This window comes from Gordonia hirsuta DSM 44140 = NBRC 16056 (assembly GCF_000333015.1).
Taxonomy (GTDB): domain Bacteria; phylum Actinomycetota; class Actinomycetes; order Mycobacteriales; family Mycobacteriaceae; genus Gordonia; species Gordonia hirsuta.
Map to the genome: position 1 here is coordinate 1 of NZ_BANT01000001.1, position 17,648 is coordinate 17,648.

Annotated in this window: 19 protein-coding genes and 1 riboswitch; of the genes, 10 read left to right on the forward strand and 9 right to left on the reverse strand. The window is 66.8% G+C overall.

Annotation, left to right across the window (positions count from 1 at the left end; translation table 11 throughout):
• From GOHSU_RS16130 to GOHSU_RS00015, 3 genes are all read left to right on the forward strand, one after another.
• A partial coding sequence (locus tag GOHSU_RS16130; protein WP_005934963.1) for a glycerate kinase occupies positions 1 to 388 on the forward strand: 388 nt, incomplete at its 5' end.
• 142 nt (positions 389 to 530) lie between these two features.
• Positions 531 to 881, forward strand: coding sequence for a HesB/IscA family protein (locus tag GOHSU_RS00010; protein WP_005934965.1), 351 nt, complete (start codon positions 531 to 533; stop codon positions 879 to 881).
• 122 nt (positions 882 to 1,003) lie between these two features.
• Complete coding sequence (locus tag GOHSU_RS00015; RefSeq protein WP_024332476.1) at positions 1,004 to 1,975, forward strand: carbohydrate kinase family protein; 972 nt, start codon at positions 1,004 to 1,006, stop codon at positions 1,973 to 1,975.
• Positions 1,976 to 2,097: 122 nt separating this feature from the next.
• Here the strand turns inward: GOHSU_RS00015 and asnB are convergent, their stop codons facing one another.
• Positions 2,098 to 4,023 carry an asparagine synthase (glutamine-hydrolyzing) gene (gene asnB, locus GOHSU_RS00020; protein WP_005934969.1) on the reverse strand — a complete coding sequence of 642 codons (1,926 nt, stop codon included), beginning with the start codon at positions 4,021 to 4,023 and terminating at the stop codon, positions 2,098 to 2,100.
• A 299-nt stretch (positions 4,024 to 4,322) separates the two neighbouring features.
• Between asnB and ctaC the strand changes: the two genes are divergently transcribed.
• The 3 genes from ctaC to GOHSU_RS00035 all read left to right on the forward strand — a co-directional run bounded on the left by ctaC (position 4,323) and on the right by GOHSU_RS00035 (position 6,917).
• Positions 4,323 to 5,492, forward strand: coding sequence for an aa3-type cytochrome oxidase subunit II (gene ctaC / locus GOHSU_RS00025; RefSeq protein WP_005934971.1), 1,170 nt, complete (start codon positions 4,323 to 4,325; stop codon positions 5,490 to 5,492).
• Positions 5,493 to 5,499: 7 nt separating this feature from the next.
• Entirely contained in the window at positions 5,500 to 5,916 is a 417-nt protein-coding gene (locus GOHSU_RS00030) for a cytochrome c oxidase subunit 4 (protein ID WP_005934973.1), read from the forward strand.
• 422 nt (positions 5,917 to 6,338) lie between these two features.
• Positions 6,339 to 6,917, forward strand: coding sequence for an ATP-binding protein (locus GOHSU_RS00035; RefSeq protein ID WP_005934975.1), 579 nt, complete (start codon positions 6,339 to 6,341; stop codon positions 6,915 to 6,917).
• Here GOHSU_RS00035 and GOHSU_RS00040 read toward each other — a convergent pair.
• From GOHSU_RS00040 to ctaE, 6 genes are all read right to left on the reverse strand, one after another.
• Positions 6,886 to 7,236: a Mu transposase domain-containing protein gene (locus GOHSU_RS00040; protein WP_005934977.1), complete on the reverse strand. Its 351-nt coding sequence runs from the start codon at positions 7,234 to 7,236 to the stop codon at positions 6,886 to 6,888. The genes GOHSU_RS00035 and GOHSU_RS00040 overlap by 32 nt on opposite strands.
• The gene (locus GOHSU_RS16135) at positions 7,176 to 7,574 is read right to left on the reverse strand and encodes a hypothetical protein (protein ID WP_217997418.1); all 399 of its coding nucleotides are present in this window, start codon (positions 7,572 to 7,574) and stop codon (positions 7,176 to 7,178) included. The genes GOHSU_RS00040 and GOHSU_RS16135 overlap by 61 nt, the downstream gene beginning before the upstream one ends.
• Positions 7,575 to 8,042: 468 nt before the next feature.
• Complete coding sequence (qcrB, locus tag GOHSU_RS00045; protein ID WP_005934982.1) at positions 8,043 to 9,668, reverse strand: cytochrome bc1 complex cytochrome b subunit; 1,626 nt, start codon at positions 9,666 to 9,668, stop codon at positions 8,043 to 8,045.
• Complete coding sequence (gene qcrA / locus GOHSU_RS00050) at positions 9,665 to 10,834, reverse strand: cytochrome bc1 complex Rieske iron-sulfur subunit (RefSeq protein ID WP_005934984.1); 1,170 nt, start codon at positions 10,832 to 10,834, stop codon at positions 9,665 to 9,667. The genes qcrB and qcrA overlap by 4 nt, the downstream gene beginning before the upstream one ends.
• Entirely contained in the window at positions 10,831 to 11,772 is a 942-nt protein-coding gene (gene qcrC / locus GOHSU_RS00055; protein WP_005934986.1) for a cytochrome bc1 complex diheme cytochrome c subunit, read from the reverse strand. The genes qcrA and qcrC overlap by 4 nt, the downstream gene beginning before the upstream one ends.
• A gap of 49 nt (positions 11,773 to 11,821) precedes the next feature.
• Positions 11,822 to 12,430 carry an aa3-type cytochrome oxidase subunit III gene (gene ctaE / locus GOHSU_RS00060; RefSeq protein ID WP_024332477.1) on the reverse strand — a complete coding sequence of 203 codons (609 nt, stop codon included), beginning with the start codon at positions 12,428 to 12,430 and terminating at the stop codon, positions 11,822 to 11,824.
• A gap of 244 nt (positions 12,431 to 12,674) precedes the next feature.
• Between ctaE and GOHSU_RS16140 the strand changes: the two genes are divergently transcribed.
• Positions 12,675 to 13,085: a hypothetical protein gene (locus tag GOHSU_RS16140; protein ID WP_155820837.1), complete on the forward strand. Its 411-nt coding sequence runs from the start codon at positions 12,675 to 12,677 to the stop codon at positions 13,083 to 13,085.
• Positions 13,082 to 14,161 (forward strand): anthranilate phosphoribosyltransferase, encoded by a 1,080-nt coding sequence (trpD, locus tag GOHSU_RS00070; RefSeq protein WP_005934992.1) that lies wholly within the window; start codon positions 13,082 to 13,084, stop codon positions 14,159 to 14,161. The genes GOHSU_RS16140 and trpD overlap by 4 nt, the downstream gene beginning before the upstream one ends.
• Before the next feature lie 37 nt (positions 14,162 to 14,198).
• On the opposite strand, the gene GOHSU_RS00075 is transcribed toward trpD, so the two are convergent.
• Positions 14,199 to 14,477 (reverse strand): Lrp/AsnC family transcriptional regulator, encoded by a 279-nt coding sequence (locus GOHSU_RS00075; protein WP_005934994.1) that lies wholly within the window; start codon positions 14,475 to 14,477, stop codon positions 14,199 to 14,201.
• A complete protein-coding gene (locus GOHSU_RS00080; RefSeq protein ID WP_005934996.1) occupies positions 14,474 to 16,273 on the reverse strand; it encodes a DEDD exonuclease domain-containing protein in 1,800 nt (599 codons plus the stop codon). Before GOHSU_RS00080 ends, GOHSU_RS00075 begins: the two co-directional genes overlap by 4 nt.
• 250 nt (positions 16,274 to 16,523) lie before the next feature.
• On the opposite strand from GOHSU_RS00080, the gene GOHSU_RS00085 reads away from it, so the two are divergent.
• Positions 16,524 to 16,730: a hypothetical protein gene (locus GOHSU_RS00085; protein ID WP_245551655.1), complete on the forward strand. Its 207-nt coding sequence runs from the start codon at positions 16,524 to 16,526 to the stop codon at positions 16,728 to 16,730.
• Between the two features lie 108 nt (positions 16,731 to 16,838).
• Positions 16,839 to 17,021: riboswitch (cyclic di-AMP (ydaO/yuaA leader) on the forward strand.
• 17 nt (positions 17,022 to 17,038) lie between these two features.
• Positions 17,039 to 17,617: a C40 family peptidase gene (locus GOHSU_RS00090; protein WP_005935000.1), complete on the forward strand. Its 579-nt coding sequence runs from the start codon at positions 17,039 to 17,041 to the stop codon at positions 17,615 to 17,617.
• The last annotated feature ends 31 nt before the right edge of the window (positions 17,618 to 17,648 follow it).

Genomic DNA, 17,648 nt, shown 5'->3' on the forward strand with positions numbered 1-17,648 from the left:
CGGGGCCCGGCGGGTGCGCGGGGCCGAGCTCGTGGCGCAGGTGACGGGCCGGCGCGCCGTGATCGATGCCGCCTCCCTGGTGATCACCGGGGAGGGTTCGATCGACGACCAGACCCCGCACGGCAAACTCGTCTCGGTGATCGCGGGGGAGGCGGCCGCGGCCGGGGTTCCGCTGCTGGTCCTCGCCGGCCAGTCCGCGCTGTCGGCCGCCGAGGCCGCCGCGTTCGGGCAGGTCCATGCGCTACTGGACCGCGCCGGCTCACTCGAGGACGCGATGGACAACGCCGGACCGCTGCTGACCGAACTGGCCGCCGAACAAGCCGAGCGATGGACGCCCGCGCCATGGGTCGCAGAGCCGGCGGAACCGGTCGTCGAACACGATGATTAGCCGTCAGCGGACGGGGGCACTGGGGGAATACGCCGAACCGGAGTACCGTTGAATCCGAGCAGAGGGTCGTCGACCGTCCTTCTGCCCCAAAGAACATCCGGAACTCCACCGATTCCGGACCGTAGAACATGAGGGAGCACCCATGACCGTCCAGAACGAGACCGCCCAGTCTGGTGTGGTCCTCACCGATTCGGCAGCCTCCAAGGCCAAGGCTCTCCTCGATCAGGAGGGACGCAACGACATGTCCCTGCGCATCGAGGTCCAGCCCGGCGGTTGCGCCGGACTGCGCTACCAGCTCTACTTCGACGACCGCAGCCTCGACGGCGACATCGTCGACGACTTCTCCGGCGTGAAGCTGACTGTCGACCGGATGAGTGCCCCGTACATGAAGGGCGCCGTCATCGACTTCGTCGACTCCATCGAGAAGCAGGGCTTCACCATCGACAACCCGAACGCCAGCGGTAGCTGCGCATGCGGTGACTCGTTCAACTAGGCACTCTCTGCGTGCTGAACTCCGGCCGTCTTCCCGTTCGCGGGGAGGCGGCCGGAACTCGTCGGGGCGTGATCGGCGGGGGCGATTGTCCCCGGACGGACCGGACCATTATCGTTTGATCAATGTTCATAGCCGTTTGCGGATCGCTGGCCACCGATCACCTGATGAAGTTTCCGGGAAAGTTCTCCGAGCAGCTCCTCAGTGACCAACTCGAACACATCTCGCTGAGCTTCCTCACCGAGGATCTGCTGGTGCGTCGGGGCGGTGTCGGCGGAAATATCGCCTTCGCCATCGGGACTCTGGGCGGCAACCCGCTGCTGATCGGCGCGGCCGGCGAGGACTTCGCCGACTACCGCGAATGGCTCAATGCCAACGGTGTGGACTGCCGCGGTGTGCGGATCTCACGCACCCAGCACACCGCCCGTTTCACCTGCACCACCGACGAGACGATGGCGCAGCTGGCCTTCTTCTACCCGGGCGCCATGTCGGAGGCCCGCGACATCGACGTCACCGAGGTCTTCGACGAGACCGGCCGCCCCGATCTGGTGCTGGTGGCCCCGGACGATCCGGACGCGATGGTCCGGCACACGCAACTGTGCCGCGATTACGGCATCGCCTTCGCCGCCGATCCCTCCCAGCAGCTCGCCCGCCTGGACGGGGAGACCGCCCGCGGCCTGATCGAGGGTGCGAAGTACCTGTTCACCAACGAATACGAGTGGGGCCTGTTGCGGCAGAAGACCGGCCTGAACGCGGCCGACGTCGCCGAAATGGTGGAGGTGCGCATCACCACCAAGGGTGCCGGGGGCATCGAGGTCGCCGTCTCCGGCGGCGAGACCATCGAGGTGCCGGTGGTCCCGGTCGAGAACCAGATCGACCCGACCGGTGTCGGCGACGGTTTCCGCGCCGGTTTCTTGACGGGTCTGGCGCGCGGTCTGCGGTACGAACGCGCCGCGCAGCTCGGCGCCATGGTGGCCACGCTGGTTCTCGAGTGCGAGTCGACGCAGGGGTGGACCTGGGACGAGGAGACCGCTCTGGAGCGGATCCGGGCCGTCTACGGTCCGGCCGCCGCCGCCGACATCCACGCGGTCCTGTAACCGCTCACCTGCCTCTGGCCCGTCCCGGTCACCGACTCGGTCGGCGGCCGGGACGGCGTCGTCGAGGACCGATGCGGATCGCCGACGCCGGATCAGCGGCCGCCGGATCAGAGGCCGCCGGATCAGAGGCGGACGGGGTAGTCGCGCTGTTCGATCTGCGGATCGATGGAACCGTCAACGAAGATCCCGTACCAGATCATGAAGCACAGCACCGTCCAGATGCGGCGACTGTTGTCGACGGTGCCGGCCCGATGCTCGTCGAGCATCTGCAGTACGAACTGTTTGTCGAAGATGTGATCGGTGTCGGAGGCCACGATCGTCTCGCGCGCCCAGTCGTACATCTCCGGACCGGCCAGCCAGTGCCGCAGCGGGACGGGGAAGCCGAGCTTCTTGCGGTGCAGCACGTGCGGGGGCACGATCTGATCCAGGGCTTTACGCAGCGCGTACTTGGTGGTTCCGTGACTGATCTTCTGATCGAACGGCAGGCCCTCGGCGACGGCGAAGACCTCCTTGTCCAGGAACGGCACCCGAAGTTCCAGCGAGTTGGCCATGGTGATCTTGTCGGCCTTGACCAGGATGTCGCCGCGCAGCCAGGTGAACAGGTCCAGGTGCTGCATCCGGGCGACCGGATCCATCTCGCGGCTTTGCGCATAGATCGGGGCGGTCACGTCGGTGTGGGTCCACGCGGGGTTGTAGTTGCGCAGGACCCGGCGCAGACGGTCGTCGTCGAAGCTGCGGGCATTGCCGTAGTAGCGCTCTTCCAGCGTGAGCGAGCCGCGGTGCAGCAGACTCTTGCCACGCGTGCCTTCGGGGATCCTGTCGCTGAGCCGGCCCGCCGCCCGGCGCAGGCCGGGGCTCAGCCGATCGAAGCCCTTGAGGCTCAGCGGCTCCTTGTAGATGGTGTATCCGCCGAACAGTTCGTCGGCGCCCTCCCCGGAGAGGACCACCTTGACGTGCTTGCGCGCTTCGGCGGCCACGAAGTACAGCGGCACCAGCGCCGGATCGGCGACCGGATCGTCGAGGTACCAGATGATCTTCGGGATGGCCTCGATGTACTCCTGCGGGCTGACCACCTTGACGATGTGCCGGGCACCGATCGCCTCGGCCGATTCGGCGGCCACGTCGACTTCGGAGTAGCCGTCGCGTTCGAAGCCGGTGGTGAAGGTGATCAGATCAGGGTTGTGCTGGATCGCCAGCGCCGCGATCGCCGTCGAATCGATGCCGCCGGACAGGAACGAACCGACGGTCACATCGGCGCGCATGTGTTTGGCCACAGAATCGCGCAGCGCCTGCGCGATCTCGTCGTACCGGGCCTGTTCGCTGCCGCGGGCGAAGGGCCGGACGGTGAACCGCGGATTGAAGTAGCGGGTGACCTCCGGTGCCTGGCCGGGCCGCACGGTGGCGTAGGTGCCCGATTCGAGGCGGCGGATGTCGGCGTGCAGCGATTCGGGCTCGGGCACGTACTGCAGCACGGTGTAATGCTCGATGGCGCGCGGATCGAGGCCATCGCTGAGCTGCAGGGTGCCCAGCATCTCCAGCACGCTCTTCTTCTCGCTGCCGAAGCCGGTGCCGCCGGGGCCGGTCGCCAGGTAGAGCGGCTTGATGCCGAACGGATCACGGGCCAGGAACAGAGTCTTCTCGACGGTGTCCCAGACGGCGAAGGCGAACATGCCGCGCAAGCGGGTCACCACCTGCGGACCCCAGTGGTGGAAACCGACCACGATCGGTTCCCCGTCGCCGCCCGTCTGGAAGACCGCGCCGAACTCGCGCTGCAACTGTTCGCGCAGTTCGATGTAGTTGTAGATCTCCCCGTTGAACGCCAGCACATAGCGGTCGGGCTGATCCGGGGGACCCCACAGCAGCGGCTGCGGGGAGTGGTCGATGTCGATGATCGACAGGCGGTTGAAGCCGAGGACCAGATCGTCGTCGTTCCACGTCAGCGCATCGTCGGGTCCGCGATGGCGCATGCAGTGCGAGGCCTGCCCGGCGAGTTCGACCAGGGTGGCGGCCGAGGCGTCGCCGGTGAGCATTCCGAGTAGACCGCACACGTCGTCGTCCCCTTCGGTTGGAAGATCGCAAGTATTCCGGCCGCCCACCTCGGGCAGGACCGCCCGTCCACTATGCCGCAGAGCCGGCAGTCGCGGCGAACCCGGTGTCGGGAACCACGCCGGGTCGCGGCGCCTTTTCCCAGTTCGCGAACCGGTGGCGGCGTGTCGGACAGACCCCGACGCGACCGGATCCCGCGGTTGGTCTACGCTGCGTAGTACTAGGTGCGACAATGTCATCAGCGGGTACAGCCGCCTGAGGGCACTACTCGTGCGAAACAGCTCCCTGTCAGCAGGAAGGCGTGAAATTGACTCACGGTGGACATTCGTCGGCCCGGCGCAGCCGTAGTGCGTCGCGCACGGTGAAGCGAGGATCGGCGCTGGGCGTCCTCGCCCTGACCGCGTTGTTGGTGACCGGGTGCAGCCCGGAAGAGGCCGTGCGCTTCGGCTGGCCTGCCGGTATCACTCCGGAAAGCCAGTCCATGCTCCACCTGTGGCAGTGGGCGTGTATCGCCGCGCTGGCCATGGGCACGTTGGTGTGGGGTCTGATCTTCTGGACGATCACCTTCCATCGCCGGAAGAACAACAAGGCCGGTATGGACGGTGTGGATCCGCAGGAGGAGTTCCCGCGGCAGACCGGCTACAACGTGCCGCTGGAACTGGCCTATACCGCCGTTCCGTTCGTCTTGATCGCAGTGCTCTTCTACTTCACCGTGATGGTTCAGACCACCGTGGAGAAGAAGGAGAACCCGGCGGTCATCGTCGACGTGACTGCCTTCCAGTGGAACTGGAAGTTCGGCTACAACAAGGTCGAGACCAAGAGCGGTGAGACTCTCATCGCGCAGAAGGACTCGACCAAGGCCAGCCCGTTCGAGCTGCAGAACCAGGTGACCACCTACATGCACGAGGGTGATCCCACGCCGCTGCCCGGTCCGGCCGGCGGTCGTGACCAGGACATCCGTGACTACCTGACCTTTGACGAGGTCGAGGTGATCGGTACCTCCAGCGAGATCCCGATCCTGCTGCTGCCGACCGGCACCCGCGTCGAGTTCAACCTCGCCTCGGCCGACGTCGCACACTCGTTCTGGGTTCCGGAGTTTCTGTACAAGAAGGACGTCTTCCCGTTCCCGAAGCAGAACCACCAGGATCCGATCTTCCAGATCACCGAGATCAGTGAGCCCGGCGCCTATGTCGGTCGCTGCGCCGAGATGTGCGGTACCTACCACGCGATGATGAACTTCGAGGTTCGCGCGGTGGAGCCGGAGGTCTTCAACAGCTACATCGCATGGCGCAAGGCCAACCCGGAGGCCACCAACGCCGAGGCACTCGCCGCGGTGTGCCAGGAGCCGCAGTCGGTCGTGACCGCACCGTTCAACTCGCGTCGCGTCTCGACCACCGATGTCCCGGCCTCGCTGGGCGACGCCAAGAACACCTCAATCAAGGGCTGCACGCCCGCGAAGCTGCCGGAGTGAATCTGACATGAAGATCGAAGCACGCATTTTTGAGGCCATCGCCGTCTTCTTCATCGTGGTCGGCACGGTGTACGCGGTTGCGACCACGTACTACCGGACCGGTCCGGAGTGGGCCGGCATCGCCTGCCTGTACTTCTCGGCGGTGCTCGCGCTGCTGGCGGGGTCGTACTTCCGGTTCGTGTCCCGACGCGTCGAGATCCGTCCCGAGGACTACGACGACGCCGAGATCGAGGACGGTGCCGGCGAGCTGGGCTTCTTCAGCCCGCACAGCTACTGGCCGATCATGATCGCCGCGGCCGCCGCTCTGTTCGCGATCGGCTTCGCCACCAGTAACTTCTGGTTCGCGATCGGTGCCGTGTTCGCAATCATCGCCGCGGTCTCCGGACTGGTGATGGAGTACTACGTGGGTCCGGAGAAGCACTGACCTGCTCTTACCGCTCACAGACCAGCCGCCCCCGGTATCCGGGTGCGGCTGGTCTGTTTTGGTGGTCTGAGGCTAAACCGGACGCTGGGTGGGGCCGTCGAGCACCGGCGGTGCTGCGATGTGGGGTCTAGCGACGCGGCGCGGTCCTGGGATGAGTGGGACAGCTGGCCGGATGGGCTGCACTCGTCGTACACGCCGGTCTCACTCAGCCTCTTTGCTCCCACCCTGCCTCGTCGAACCCGGCCGAATCGGGCCGATTCCTGGAGCGGCCGGCGACGGATACCCGATGGACGTTCAGCTGCGGACCACGGCGATCGAATAGCAAGGCGGGGCGAACACGCAGGCTGTGGACGGAATGTGTCCTGCCGAGTCCTCGGCGGAGGTGGGCGGTGGCTTCCGGCGGCCGGCCTCTGGATCTTCGAGTGTCGGCGGCGCTCGAACGTTGGGCAGGTACCCAACTACGCATCCGGGCCGCCGGATGCCCGGCAAGGAAAACGATCGAGCAGTTCGACTGGGACGCCCAACCCGCGGTCCGTAAGCAGACCGCAGCTCTCGCATCAGGGGGCCTCGCCGAAGCACGCAACGTGGTGCTGCCCGGACCGCCCGGCACCGGGACGACGCATCTGGCCACCGAGCTGGGGATCACCGCGGCCAACCACGGCCACCGACTCCCGTTCGCCACCGCGACCGAATGGATCACCCGGCTCACCGACGCCCACTGCGACGGACCGCTACCGCAAGAACACACCCGACTGCGCCGCTACGGGCTGATCATCGTCGACGAGGTCGGCGACCTGCCCTTCGAGCAGGACGCCGCGAACCTCTTGTTCCAACTCGTCTCATCGCGCTACGAGCACGCCTCACTGGTCCTCACCTCCAACCTGCCGTTCAGCGGCTGGGGCGGCATCTTCGGTGACCAGGCCGTCGCCGCCGTGAGGATAGACCGCGTCGTCCAGCACACCGACGTCTTCACTCCTCACGCAGCACCTTGGCTGCAGTGACATGCGCCGGGCTGGCGATCGTCATGCCGCGTGCCCACACCCGGTCGTGGGCGTCGACAAGACGCCCTTCGTGACGAACCTCGACCCGCCCCAAGTCGGCGGTGACGGCGACGAAACGACCGATCACCGCCGCGTCCACGGAGTAGACATTGCTGTCGACGCGCACGCAGTAGTCCCGTCCCAACCGGACCCGGTTGACCCAACCCACTGCCGGTGCCACGGACGGCAGCGTCAGCATCGCCGCCTTGTTGACATCGATCAGGTCGATCGGTTGGGACTTGATCGTCCCACCACCCGAGCGTTGGCGGTCGTCAGCCATTCGGTGAACCGGGCGTTGAAGTCAGTCGGCGAGGAGAAGTCACGCCCGGGCATGAACGAGGTTTCGAAGAACCCGTTGCGGCGCTCGACCACGCCATTGGACTCGGGGTCGTAAGGTTCGAGCCCGAGCAGGGTGGTGGCCAGCGTGCCGGGGAACGCACCCACACCTTCGGCATGGCCTCCCACGGCCGATACCGGACTCGTTGTCCTTATCAGCCGGCGCGGCACCGCGCCGAGCACCTGCAGCAGCACCCCCATGCCCAGCGGCAAATCGGCGGTATGGCAGGTCGGGATCATCCGCCCGACCACGACGCGCGAGTGTGCCGTGGTGATCACCATGAGCGGCGACAGCGACCGCGAGCTGTCCTTGAGCACGATCTTCTTCGCCGGGGAACACAGGTCGCACTGCGCTGCTCAGGAAGCGCACGGGCAGCGAAGCCCCCGTGGCCAGCGGCAGGCAGGTCTGTGGAATCTGTGAACACCATGGAGCCCACGGCAGTGTCGGGCGCCCCGAGGCACGGTCGTGCCGCCTGGCTGGCTCCCCAACGCGTCTCGCGTGGGAATGGGCGAGTCCTGTGGCCAGCGCGCGGTCCGCAGGCTCGGAGGAGCCTGCAGTGGGGGAGGGGAGTGCCGCCGCCGGGGCCGCGGACAGCCCCGCGGATAACCGGCCGGGCGAGAGATCGATGGTCACCGACCGCCGGTCACCCGGCGCAAAGTCTTGTCCGGCACAGAATCGAACAAGGAGAGAGAACGACGAAGGCCGCCCCACACAATGCGGGACGGCCTTCGTGGTCGTACTTCTGCGAACTACTCGCCGTCGAGCGGGTTGCCGCCCTTGGCCTGCAGCTCCAGGAGTGCCTTCTTCTCGGCGATGTGCTGGTCGTGGGCGACCTGCACATTGGTGGCCTGCTCCTCGGCGGAGTCGGCGAGCAGCGGCGAACCGGAGCCGGTCTGACCGGCGAAGCCGAGCTTGTTCATCCGCTTGGGCAGTGCCGCACCCTCGTAGGGGAGTGGGATCGGGTGCCCGTGCTCGTCCACCGGGCCCAGCGGCTGGTGGATCTCGACGTACTCGCCGACGGCCTCGCGGCGGATGATGCCGGACTCGATGCCGTGCTCGAGGACCGCGCGGTCGCTGCGCTGCAGCGAGATTGCCCAGCGGTAGGCGATGAAGTACACGATCGGCGGCAGAATGATCAGGCCGATACGACCTGCCCAGACCGTCGCGTTGAGCGAGATATCAAACTTCAGCGCGATGATGTCGTTGAAGCAGCTCACCGTCAGGATGATGTAGAACACCAGGGCCATGGCACCCACACCCGTGCGAACAGGAACGTCGCGAGGACGCTGCAGCAGGTTGTGCGGAGCCTTATCGCCGGTGAGCGCGGACTCGATCCACGGGTAGGCGAACAGCAGCGCGAAGATCAGGCCGATCACCGCGACGACCCAGAACACGGCTGGGATCGTGTAGTTGCCCAGGTAGAGCTCCCACGCCGGCATGAGGCGAGCAAAACCATCGGTCCACATCATGTAGATGTCCGGCTGCGAGCCGGCCGAGACCTGTGCGGCGTTGTACGGGCCGATGTTCCAGACCGCGTTGATCTGGAAGACACCCGACATCAGTGCCAGTGCACCGAAGGTGATGGCGAAGAACGCACCGCCCTTGGCTGCGAACACCGGAAGGATCCGGACACCGACGACGTTGTTCTCGGTGCGGCCGGGGCCGGGGAACTGGGTGTGCTTCTGGTACCAGACCAGCGCCAGGTGAGCGCCGATCAGCGCCAGGATGATGGCCGGGAAGATCAGCACGTGCAGGACGTACAGGCGCGGGATGATGATGTCACCCGGGAAGTCGCCGTTGAACAGGGCGAACTGGATCCAGGTGCCCACCAGCGGGATCGACAGGACGATACCGCTCATCGCGGCGCGGACGCCGGTGCCCGACAGCAGGTCGTCAGGCAGCGAGTAGCCGAAGAAGCCCTCGAACATCGCCAGCAGCAGCAGGAAGCAGCCGATGACCCAGTTGGCCTCGCGCGGCTTGCGGAACGCACCGGTGAAGAAGATGCGCGCCATATGCACGATGATCGACGCAGCGAATAGCAGTGCGGCCCAGTGGTGGATCTGGCGGACGAACAGACCGCCGCGAACCTCGAAGGACAGATCCAGGGTGGTTTCGTATGCCCGGCTCATGGTGACGCCGTTGAGGGGCAGGTACGCACCGTCGTAGGTCACATGTGCCATCGACGGATCGAAGAACATGGTGAGGTACACGCCCGACAGCAACAGGATGATGAAGCTGTAGAGGGCGAGCTCACCGAGGAGGAACGACCAGTGGGTCGGGAAGACCTTGTTGATCTGGCGGCGTACGCCAGCGGACAGGCGGTACCGCTCGTCCATCTCCTGCGCCTGCGTGGCGACGCGGTCGGCGATCGTCATGACTTACGCTCCCAGAATGCCGGTCCGACGGGTTCGATGAAATCGCCGCCGTTGATAGCGGTATTGGCGATCATGTACCCCTGATTGTTCACCGTGATCGGCAGCTGAGCCAGAGCACGCGCGGCGGGTCCGAAGACCGGCTTGGCGAACTCGAGCGCATCGAACTGCGACTGGTGGCACGGGCAGAGGATCCGGTTGGTCCGCTGCTCGTACAGAGAGGTCGGGCAACCCAGGTGGCTGCAGACCTTGGTGTAGGCGTAGTAGTCGCCGTAGTTGAAGCTCTCCTGGCCGCGGCGCTTGATCACCCGCTCCGAATCCGCAGCGCGGAGACGGATCAGCATGACCGGGTTGCGCACCGAACGCAGGCCCGAGAGAAGCTTGTGGCGGGACTCCTCGGTCTCGCCGTAGCCGTCGGAGACGCGCCACGGGAAGACGGTCTCCATTGCACCGGCGTCGAGGTCCTCCGGCCGGACCAGTGCGACCTGGTACGGGTTGCCGGTGTCCCGGCGCAGGAAGACGGTCTCGTTCGGGTCGGTCGCCGGATTGTGGATCTGCGACCAGCCGCTCTGCCAGAGGTCGTCCTTCTTGTCGGCCCACGGGTTCTTGATGAACCCGCCGATAGCGGCGACGCCGCCGGCGAGGGTCAGCGAGCCCAGACCGAATGCTGCCGAGCCGAGGATCATCTTGCGGCGGGGCAGGGTAGAAGTCTGGAGCGCGTCGTCCAGTTCGGCGGCCAGGGTCTTCTGGTCGGCCGGCTCGGACGGGCCGTCATGGCGCTGCTGGACCGAGATCTCGGCCGGAATGAACCGCTTGGTCAGCTGGATGACGCCGAAGCCGAAGCTCAGAATGGCGACGCCGAAGGAGACACCCAGGGCCGGCGTGTAGTACGTGTACGCCCAGTAGCCGTCCTGGTTGGGCATCGTGAATTCCCAGTTGTTCCAGATGAACAGTGCGAATCCGGCGATGGCCGCCAGGCCGGAGAGAACGAACCAGAAGGCCACGACGCGCTCGGAGCGCTTTTCGGCCTTGGTCCCTTCCACCGGGTACCGCGGCTCGCGGTAGATGATCTCGACGTCGTCCAGATTGGTGCCGAGCTGGACCAATTCGTCGCGGGACATCGCGTCGAGCTGGTCGCCGGTGGGGGCGTCTTTACTCGTGGCGCTCAATTTCGTGATCCAATCCACATCGCACCGGCAACGATCAGGGTTATCCCGACGACCCACATGACCACGCCTTCGGAGGCGGGACCGAAGCCGCCGAGGCTGAAGCCACCGATCGGGTTCGAGGTGTCGGCGTAACGGACGAAGCCGATGATGTCCTTCTTTTCTTCGACAGACAGCTGGCGGTTCGAGAACTTAGGCATGTTCTGCGGACCGGTCAGCATAGCGGTGTAGAGCTGCTGCTCGTTGACATCGGTCAACGCGGGAGCGAACTTACCGCTGGAGAGAGCGCCGCCACGACCGGTGAAGTTGTGGCAGGACGCGCAGTTGAGACGGAACAGCTCCGAGCCGCGGCCCAGGTCGTCGCCGCGCAGCGAGGCGTAGGCCAGCAGCGGAAGGCCGGTCTTTTCGTCGCGCTCGATCTCGCCGTTCTTGTCGGTCTCGTACATCACCCGGGGACCGCCGCCCATCGCCTGGATGTAGGCGCCGAGCTGGTCGATCTGTGCCTGGCTGAACTTCTCGGTCGCCCGCTCGACCTGTGCCTCGCCGCGGGCGGCGGGCATGCGGCCGGTGGAGACCTGGAAGTACACGGACGCGTCGCCGACACCCAGGAGGGTCGGACCGCGGTCGGGCACACCTTCGAGGTTGAGGCCGTGGCAGGTGACGCACGAGGTCTCGTAGAGCTGCTTGCCGGCGGCCACCAGCTCGGCGCTGTTGGCGTCGGCGGTGGCGACCTGAGGCTTCGGCGAGAGCAGGCCGGCCAACAGGCCGGTGGCTACGAGGCCGAACAGCAGGAAGGCGGTAGCGCCGGCACGGCGACGGAGCTTACGGCGCGACTTCGCGCGGCGGGCGTCCGACTTGGCCGGGCCAGCGCTTGTGACGCGCTCTGCGGAGGCGTCGTCGCCGTCGAGCGGCTGCGACGAACTCGGTGGAGATGATCTCATCGGTTTCTCTCTACTAAGCGTTGGGGACTGGTCAGCGGTGCCGCTGCTGCTACTGCAGGAAGTAGATGATGGCGAACAGGGCGATCCAGACGACGTCGACGAAGTGCCAGTAGTAGGACACCACGATCGCGGCGGTCGCCTGGGCGGGGGTGAACTTCGACAGCCGGGTTCGGATCAGCAGGAGAACGAAGGCCACGAGGCCGCCGATCACGTGCAGACCGTGGAAGCCGGTTGCCATGAAGAACGCCGAGCCGTAGGCCGAGGAGGACAGGGTGACGCCCTCGTTGACCATCATCACGTACTCGGTGATCTGTCCGGCGACGAAGAAGGTGCCCATGGCCAGGGTGAGGGTGTACCAGCGGCGCAGGCCGTACACGTCACCCCGCTCAGCGGCGAAGACGCCGATCTGACAGGTCACCGAACTGAGGATCAGCACGAGCGTCACCGGAATGGCCAGAGCCAGATTCAGGTGAGCAGGCGGCTGAGGCCACTCGTCGGAGTTGGCCCGTGCGACGAAGTACATCGCAAACAGGCCAGCAAAGAACATCAATTCGCTCGACAACCACACGATGGTGCCGACGCTGACCATGTTCGGACGGTTCAGCGAGTGCACACGCGAGGTGATGGCGGTTCCTGGGGTACCCACGGCGCTAGTCACAAGAGAAGTATGACGGTTCGTAGTACGACGTGGCCACTCGGGTCCGAAATTGATTGGAAATAGTTGCTTCACTGCAGGTCTGAGCGTTTGCTGAGAAGGCTGTTCGGCGTGTCTTGGCCCACCGAAGGCGATCCTGTGTCGCTCGGCCCGGCCGCTTTGGCTCCATTCGGGCTCGGTAGACAGTTGCGGAACACTGGAGGGCGGGTAGGGAAGGTCGGAAAGCATGGTGTGTAAGGAGTGAATGGTGAGGCGAGTGTGGCGCAAGCGGCGCGGCCCTGTTCGTGATGCCGCGGCCGAATTGGAGTGCAGTCGGCTGCTGGTGGACTGTGCCGACGAGACGGCGGCGGTGTCGGCGGTCCTGGGTGGAGCCACTCTGCCGGCGCAGGGGCAGTTTCTGCTCCGGCACCTGATCTTCCTGCCTCCGCATAGCGTGGGACAGGTACGCGCGCGACTGGGCAGTGACGGCTATGTGGATGCGCCGCCGCTGCCGGAGGAATCGTCGGCCCCGGCCGGGCTGGTCGGACTCGCCGTGGCCCGGAGCATGCGGATCGACGCGCAGAGTGTGGCCCAAGAGCTCGCGGTGGTCAGTTCGATGACGACGCGGGCAGGCGGGCGCTTCGGCACGTGGGCTGTGCTCGCTACGCTTGCGGAGTGACTTCGCCGCAGAACACTCCGACGTCCTCCTCCTTCACCTGGCCCCAGATCATCGGGAAGGTGACCGACGGCTTCGACCTGTCCGTAGAGGAAGCCGCCTGGGCGATGAGCGAGATCATGTCCGATGCGGCCACCGGCGCCCAGATCGCGGCCTTCGGGGTCGGAGTCAAGATGAAAGGCGCCGCCCCGGCCGAGCTGCGCGGGCTGGCCGAGACGATGCTCACGCTGGCCAATCGGGTGGAGACCGACGTGACGGCGATCGATATCGTCGGCACCGGTGGAGACCGCTCGCACACGGTGAACATCTCGACGATGACGTCGATCGTGGTGGCAGCGGCCGGTGTGCCGGTGATCAAACACGGCAACCGCGCGGCGTCGTCCAAGAGCGGGGGTGCCGACGTCCTCGAAGCGCTCGGGGTGGCCATCGACCTGGGCCCCGAGGCGGTGGCCCGGTGTCTGGACGAGATCGGCATCGGGTTCTGCTTCGCGCCGGTGTTTCATCCGGCCTTCCGGTTCGCCGGCCCGGCACGGCGCGATATCGGTGTGCCGACGGTGTTCAACGTCCTGGGCCCGCTGACCAATCCGGCGTTGCCCTCGGCGGGGCTGATCGGTTGTGCCTTCGACGATCTGGCGGCGACGCTGGCGCAGACCTTCGCCGAACGCGGCAACCGCGTGCTGGTGGTCCGCGGCGACGACGGTCTGGACGAGCTGACCACCACGACGACCTCGACGGTGTGGCAGGTCTTCGACGGCCGAGTGACCTCGTTGACCGTGGATCCGCGCGATCTGGGGCTGGAGCTGGTGGAGCTGTCTGCGCTGCAGGGCGGCGACGCCGCGGTCAATGCGCAGATCGCTCGTGATCTGTTCGCCGGTGTCGGTGGTCCGGTCCGCGATGCGGTGGCTCTCAATGCCGCAGCGGCGCTGGTGGCCTTCAAACAGGACCGCGCCTACACACAGCCGGAGTTCGTCGAGGCGCTGGGCGCAGCACTGAAACGGGTCGCCCAGACGCTGGATTCGGGTGCCGCGGCCGCCAAGCTGGCGGACTGGGCGGCCTTGAGTACGCAGCTGGCGCGCTGAATCACTGCGAGCGGGGAGTAACGGGGCAGCGGAGGTATCAGTCTTCGCCGATGGAGAAGCCGCCCTCGACCTCGGAGCTGGAGTAGCTGCGGAAGGCGATGTGGGTGGCGCTGCTCTTGACCCCGGGGATCCGGTTGATCTGGCCGGTCACCACCGTGGCGATCTGGTCGTGATCACGCACTCGGACCTTGGCGATGAGGTCGACGTCGCCGGCGCAGGAGTACACCTCGGTGACACCGGGGATATCGGCGACGGCCTGGGCGGTCTCCGGGATCTGGTGGATATCGGCTCCGATGAGGACGATGGCGGTGATCATGCTCCGAGCCTAACGTCCGTGGCGGCCGCGGTCTCCCGGGCCGCGCGGGCGGTCTCGGCGAAATCCAGCCGCCACAGCGCGGTGCCGGTCGGCGTCGACAATTCGCCACTGCACGCGACCAGCCGGGTACCGGGCTCATCGATCCAACGGGCGATGAGCCCCAGCTCCTCGGCAGGCGCCCCGGCCAGTGGACCGGAGGCCGGTGACGGCGCCGGGATCGACTGCGCGCCGGCGATGACGACGTCGACCACCGCCATCGGGGCCGCGCCGCGCACTGCCACACCGGCCCCGGCCAGCCGGCCGTGCCGGATGACGGCCAATTCCCAGCCGCCGTCGACGCCGGGCCGGGCCAGCACCAGCTCCTCGAGGGCGGCGATCGCAGCCAGGCGCTGACAATTCGCCAGCGCTTCGATGGTGGCGGCCAGCCGGTCGCGGGCGCGCGCGGCGGACTCGAACCGGCGCGCCTGCACCAGTGCGGTCAGCCGCGTCGTCAGTGCGTCGAGCAGCCGGGCCGATCGTCCCAGGATCAGGTCGTGGACGGCCTGTACCCGGGGGAGATAGTCCGGCAGGGTCTGCGGCCGGTCGCTGGCGGCGCGGCAGACCCCGGGAACGGCGGCGACCAGCGGGTCGGGCAGTGCGGCGGCGGTCGACTCTCCCGGACAGTAGTGATGATCCGCCCCGGCCGGCAGCCCCGTGCAGGTGCGCAACCCGGCCGCACCGGACAGGACGTCGGCGATATCGGCGGCCACGGCGCGATTGCGCACCGGGCCCACGCTGACCGGCCCCGGTGTGCGGCTGACCTTCAGGCGGGGGAAGCGCTCGGTGGTCAGCACGATCCACCAGCCGGCTTGCGCATTGCGTGATCGCCGGTTGTATCCGGGTTTGTGGACGGCCAGCAGCGTCAGCTCGCGCACACCCGCCTCCAGGGCATGGGCGCATTCGATGTGTTCGACCCGTGCGGCCAGGGCCACCATCTCGGCCATCCGGGTCCGGGTGTCCGAGCCGTTGAAGTAGCCGCTGACACGGCGGTGCAGATCGACGGCGGTGCCGATATAGAGGACCTCGTCGCCGGGGCCGCGGAACAGGTAGACGCCCGGACGGTGCGGCAGCCCGTCGGCCAGCGAGCGTTTCGCCCGCTGCGCGGCGCTCGCGCGAGGAAGGTACTGGGTCAGCTCGCGGTAGGTGTGCACCCCCTGGTTGCCCACACGCTCGAGCAGACGGTGGAAGACGTCGACGGTCGCGCGGGCGTCGTCGAGGGCGCGGTGGGTCGGTTTGACGGCGACGTCGAACAACTCGGCCAGGGCGCTGAGCTTGACCGTCGGCGCCTCCTGCTGGCTCAGGATCCGGCGGGCCATCACCACGGTGCACAGGTGTGCGGGAAACGGCCAGGCCAGCTGCTGCCGCTCGGCGGCGCGCCGCAGGAAGCCGAGATCGAACCGGGCGTTGTGGGCCACCAGGATCGCGCCGCGCGCGAACTCGAAGAACGCCGGCAGTACTTCTTCGATCCGCGGGGCGTCGTGCACCATCGCCGTGGTGATCCCGGTCAGGGAGACGATCTGCGGGGGAATGGGCCGGCCCGGATCGACGAGGGTGGCGAACTCGCCCAGGACCTGGCCGCCGCGGATCTTGACCGCACCGATCTCGGTGATCGCGTCCTGCTGAGCACTGCCACCGGTGGTCTCCAGGTCGACGACGACCAACGTGGTGTCGAAGAGTGCGTCGGTGGCGAAGGCCTCGTCGTCGGGCAGGTCGGCGAAGCTCAGCTGCTGCGCGTCCAAATCGGTGCGGGTGGCCATGGACCGGACGCTATCGCGACCCCCCGACAGAACCGGGCAGCCCGGCGCCGCCGGCCCGGCGCCCCGCATTTATGTCGGAGGTCCTCCCTAACCTCGATCCGAGGTCGAGGCTTGTGCTCCGGCCTCGGCGTGTCGGAACGCCGTGGAAACAGCCTGAAACACAACCCGATCCAACACTGAGAGGTAGATCACAATGAAAATTGGCTGCGCCACCTGCCCGGCCCGCAACCGGGCCTGCGACGGATGCGTGATGCAGGTGCTGTTCTCGCCCTCGACCAGGGACTTCGGTCCCGATGGCGCCGAGTGCGGGTCCGACCCGGAGATGTTCGAGGCGCTCGATGTGTTCACCGCCACAGCACTGATTTCCCCCGCCGCGGCACGGGCCGCCAAAGCCGGGATCGATGCAGGTCAGTCGGATATCTCCGGGATCTCGGGGAGGCGACTGAAAGCCGTGTGAAAACCGGAAATGCCGCTCCGGGTCGTCGGTTCGGTGGACATCGGCCCCACGGGTTTCGTAATCTTTCTGAGACCTTCCGAGATGAGGTCCCCAAACCTGGGGGTTTCGGGGAGGTCACCGCCTAATCGCTCCACTGTCGCAGCGGAGTGAATCGGGGACCCACTTACTTCCCTGCGCCGCGGCCGACGAGGCCGTGTCACGGGGATCGGGGTGAATCGCGGGAGACCGCGTAGGGCCATCTCTTCCGGCCCGAACCCGACAGCTAACCCGGTCGGCGGTCAGGGAGAACTACAAGGAGAACTGTTTCCGTGGCGAAACACCGTATCGAACAGTCCACCGGCGCCGCTAAGGCCGCCAAGACCGCCGTCGTCGCCGGCTCGATCGCCGTGGGCTCGCTTGCGCTGGCCGCCGGCCCGGCCGACGCCGCGCCGATCTCGGTCCCGGGTGTGGGCAACTTTGACCTGCCCGGCGTGAACGAGAACCAGATTCCGCCGCAGTTCAAGCAGGGCAATAACGACGGCGGTCTGCTCAAGACGCAGGCGAGCCGCGGTGAGCGTGCCCTGCGCGCTGCCGAGTCCAAGATCGGCTCGCCGTACTCCTACGGTGCCGCCGGCCCCAACGCCTTCGACTGCTCCGGTCTGACGAGCTGGGCCTACAAGCAGGCCGGCAAGACCATCCCGCGCGACAGCTACGGCCAGCTCGGCGGTGGCCAGCGGGTCAACTCGCTCGCCGAGGCCAAGCGCGGCGACATCCTGATCTTCAACGGTGGCGGGCACGCCGGCATCTATGCCGGTAACGGCATGTTCGTCCACTCCTCGACCTACGGTGTGCCGGTCAAGCGCGATAAGGTCAAGGCCTGGTCGCTGACCGGAATCCGCCGCTACTGAGCGGATTGATCAACTTCTCGTCAGGCGAGTC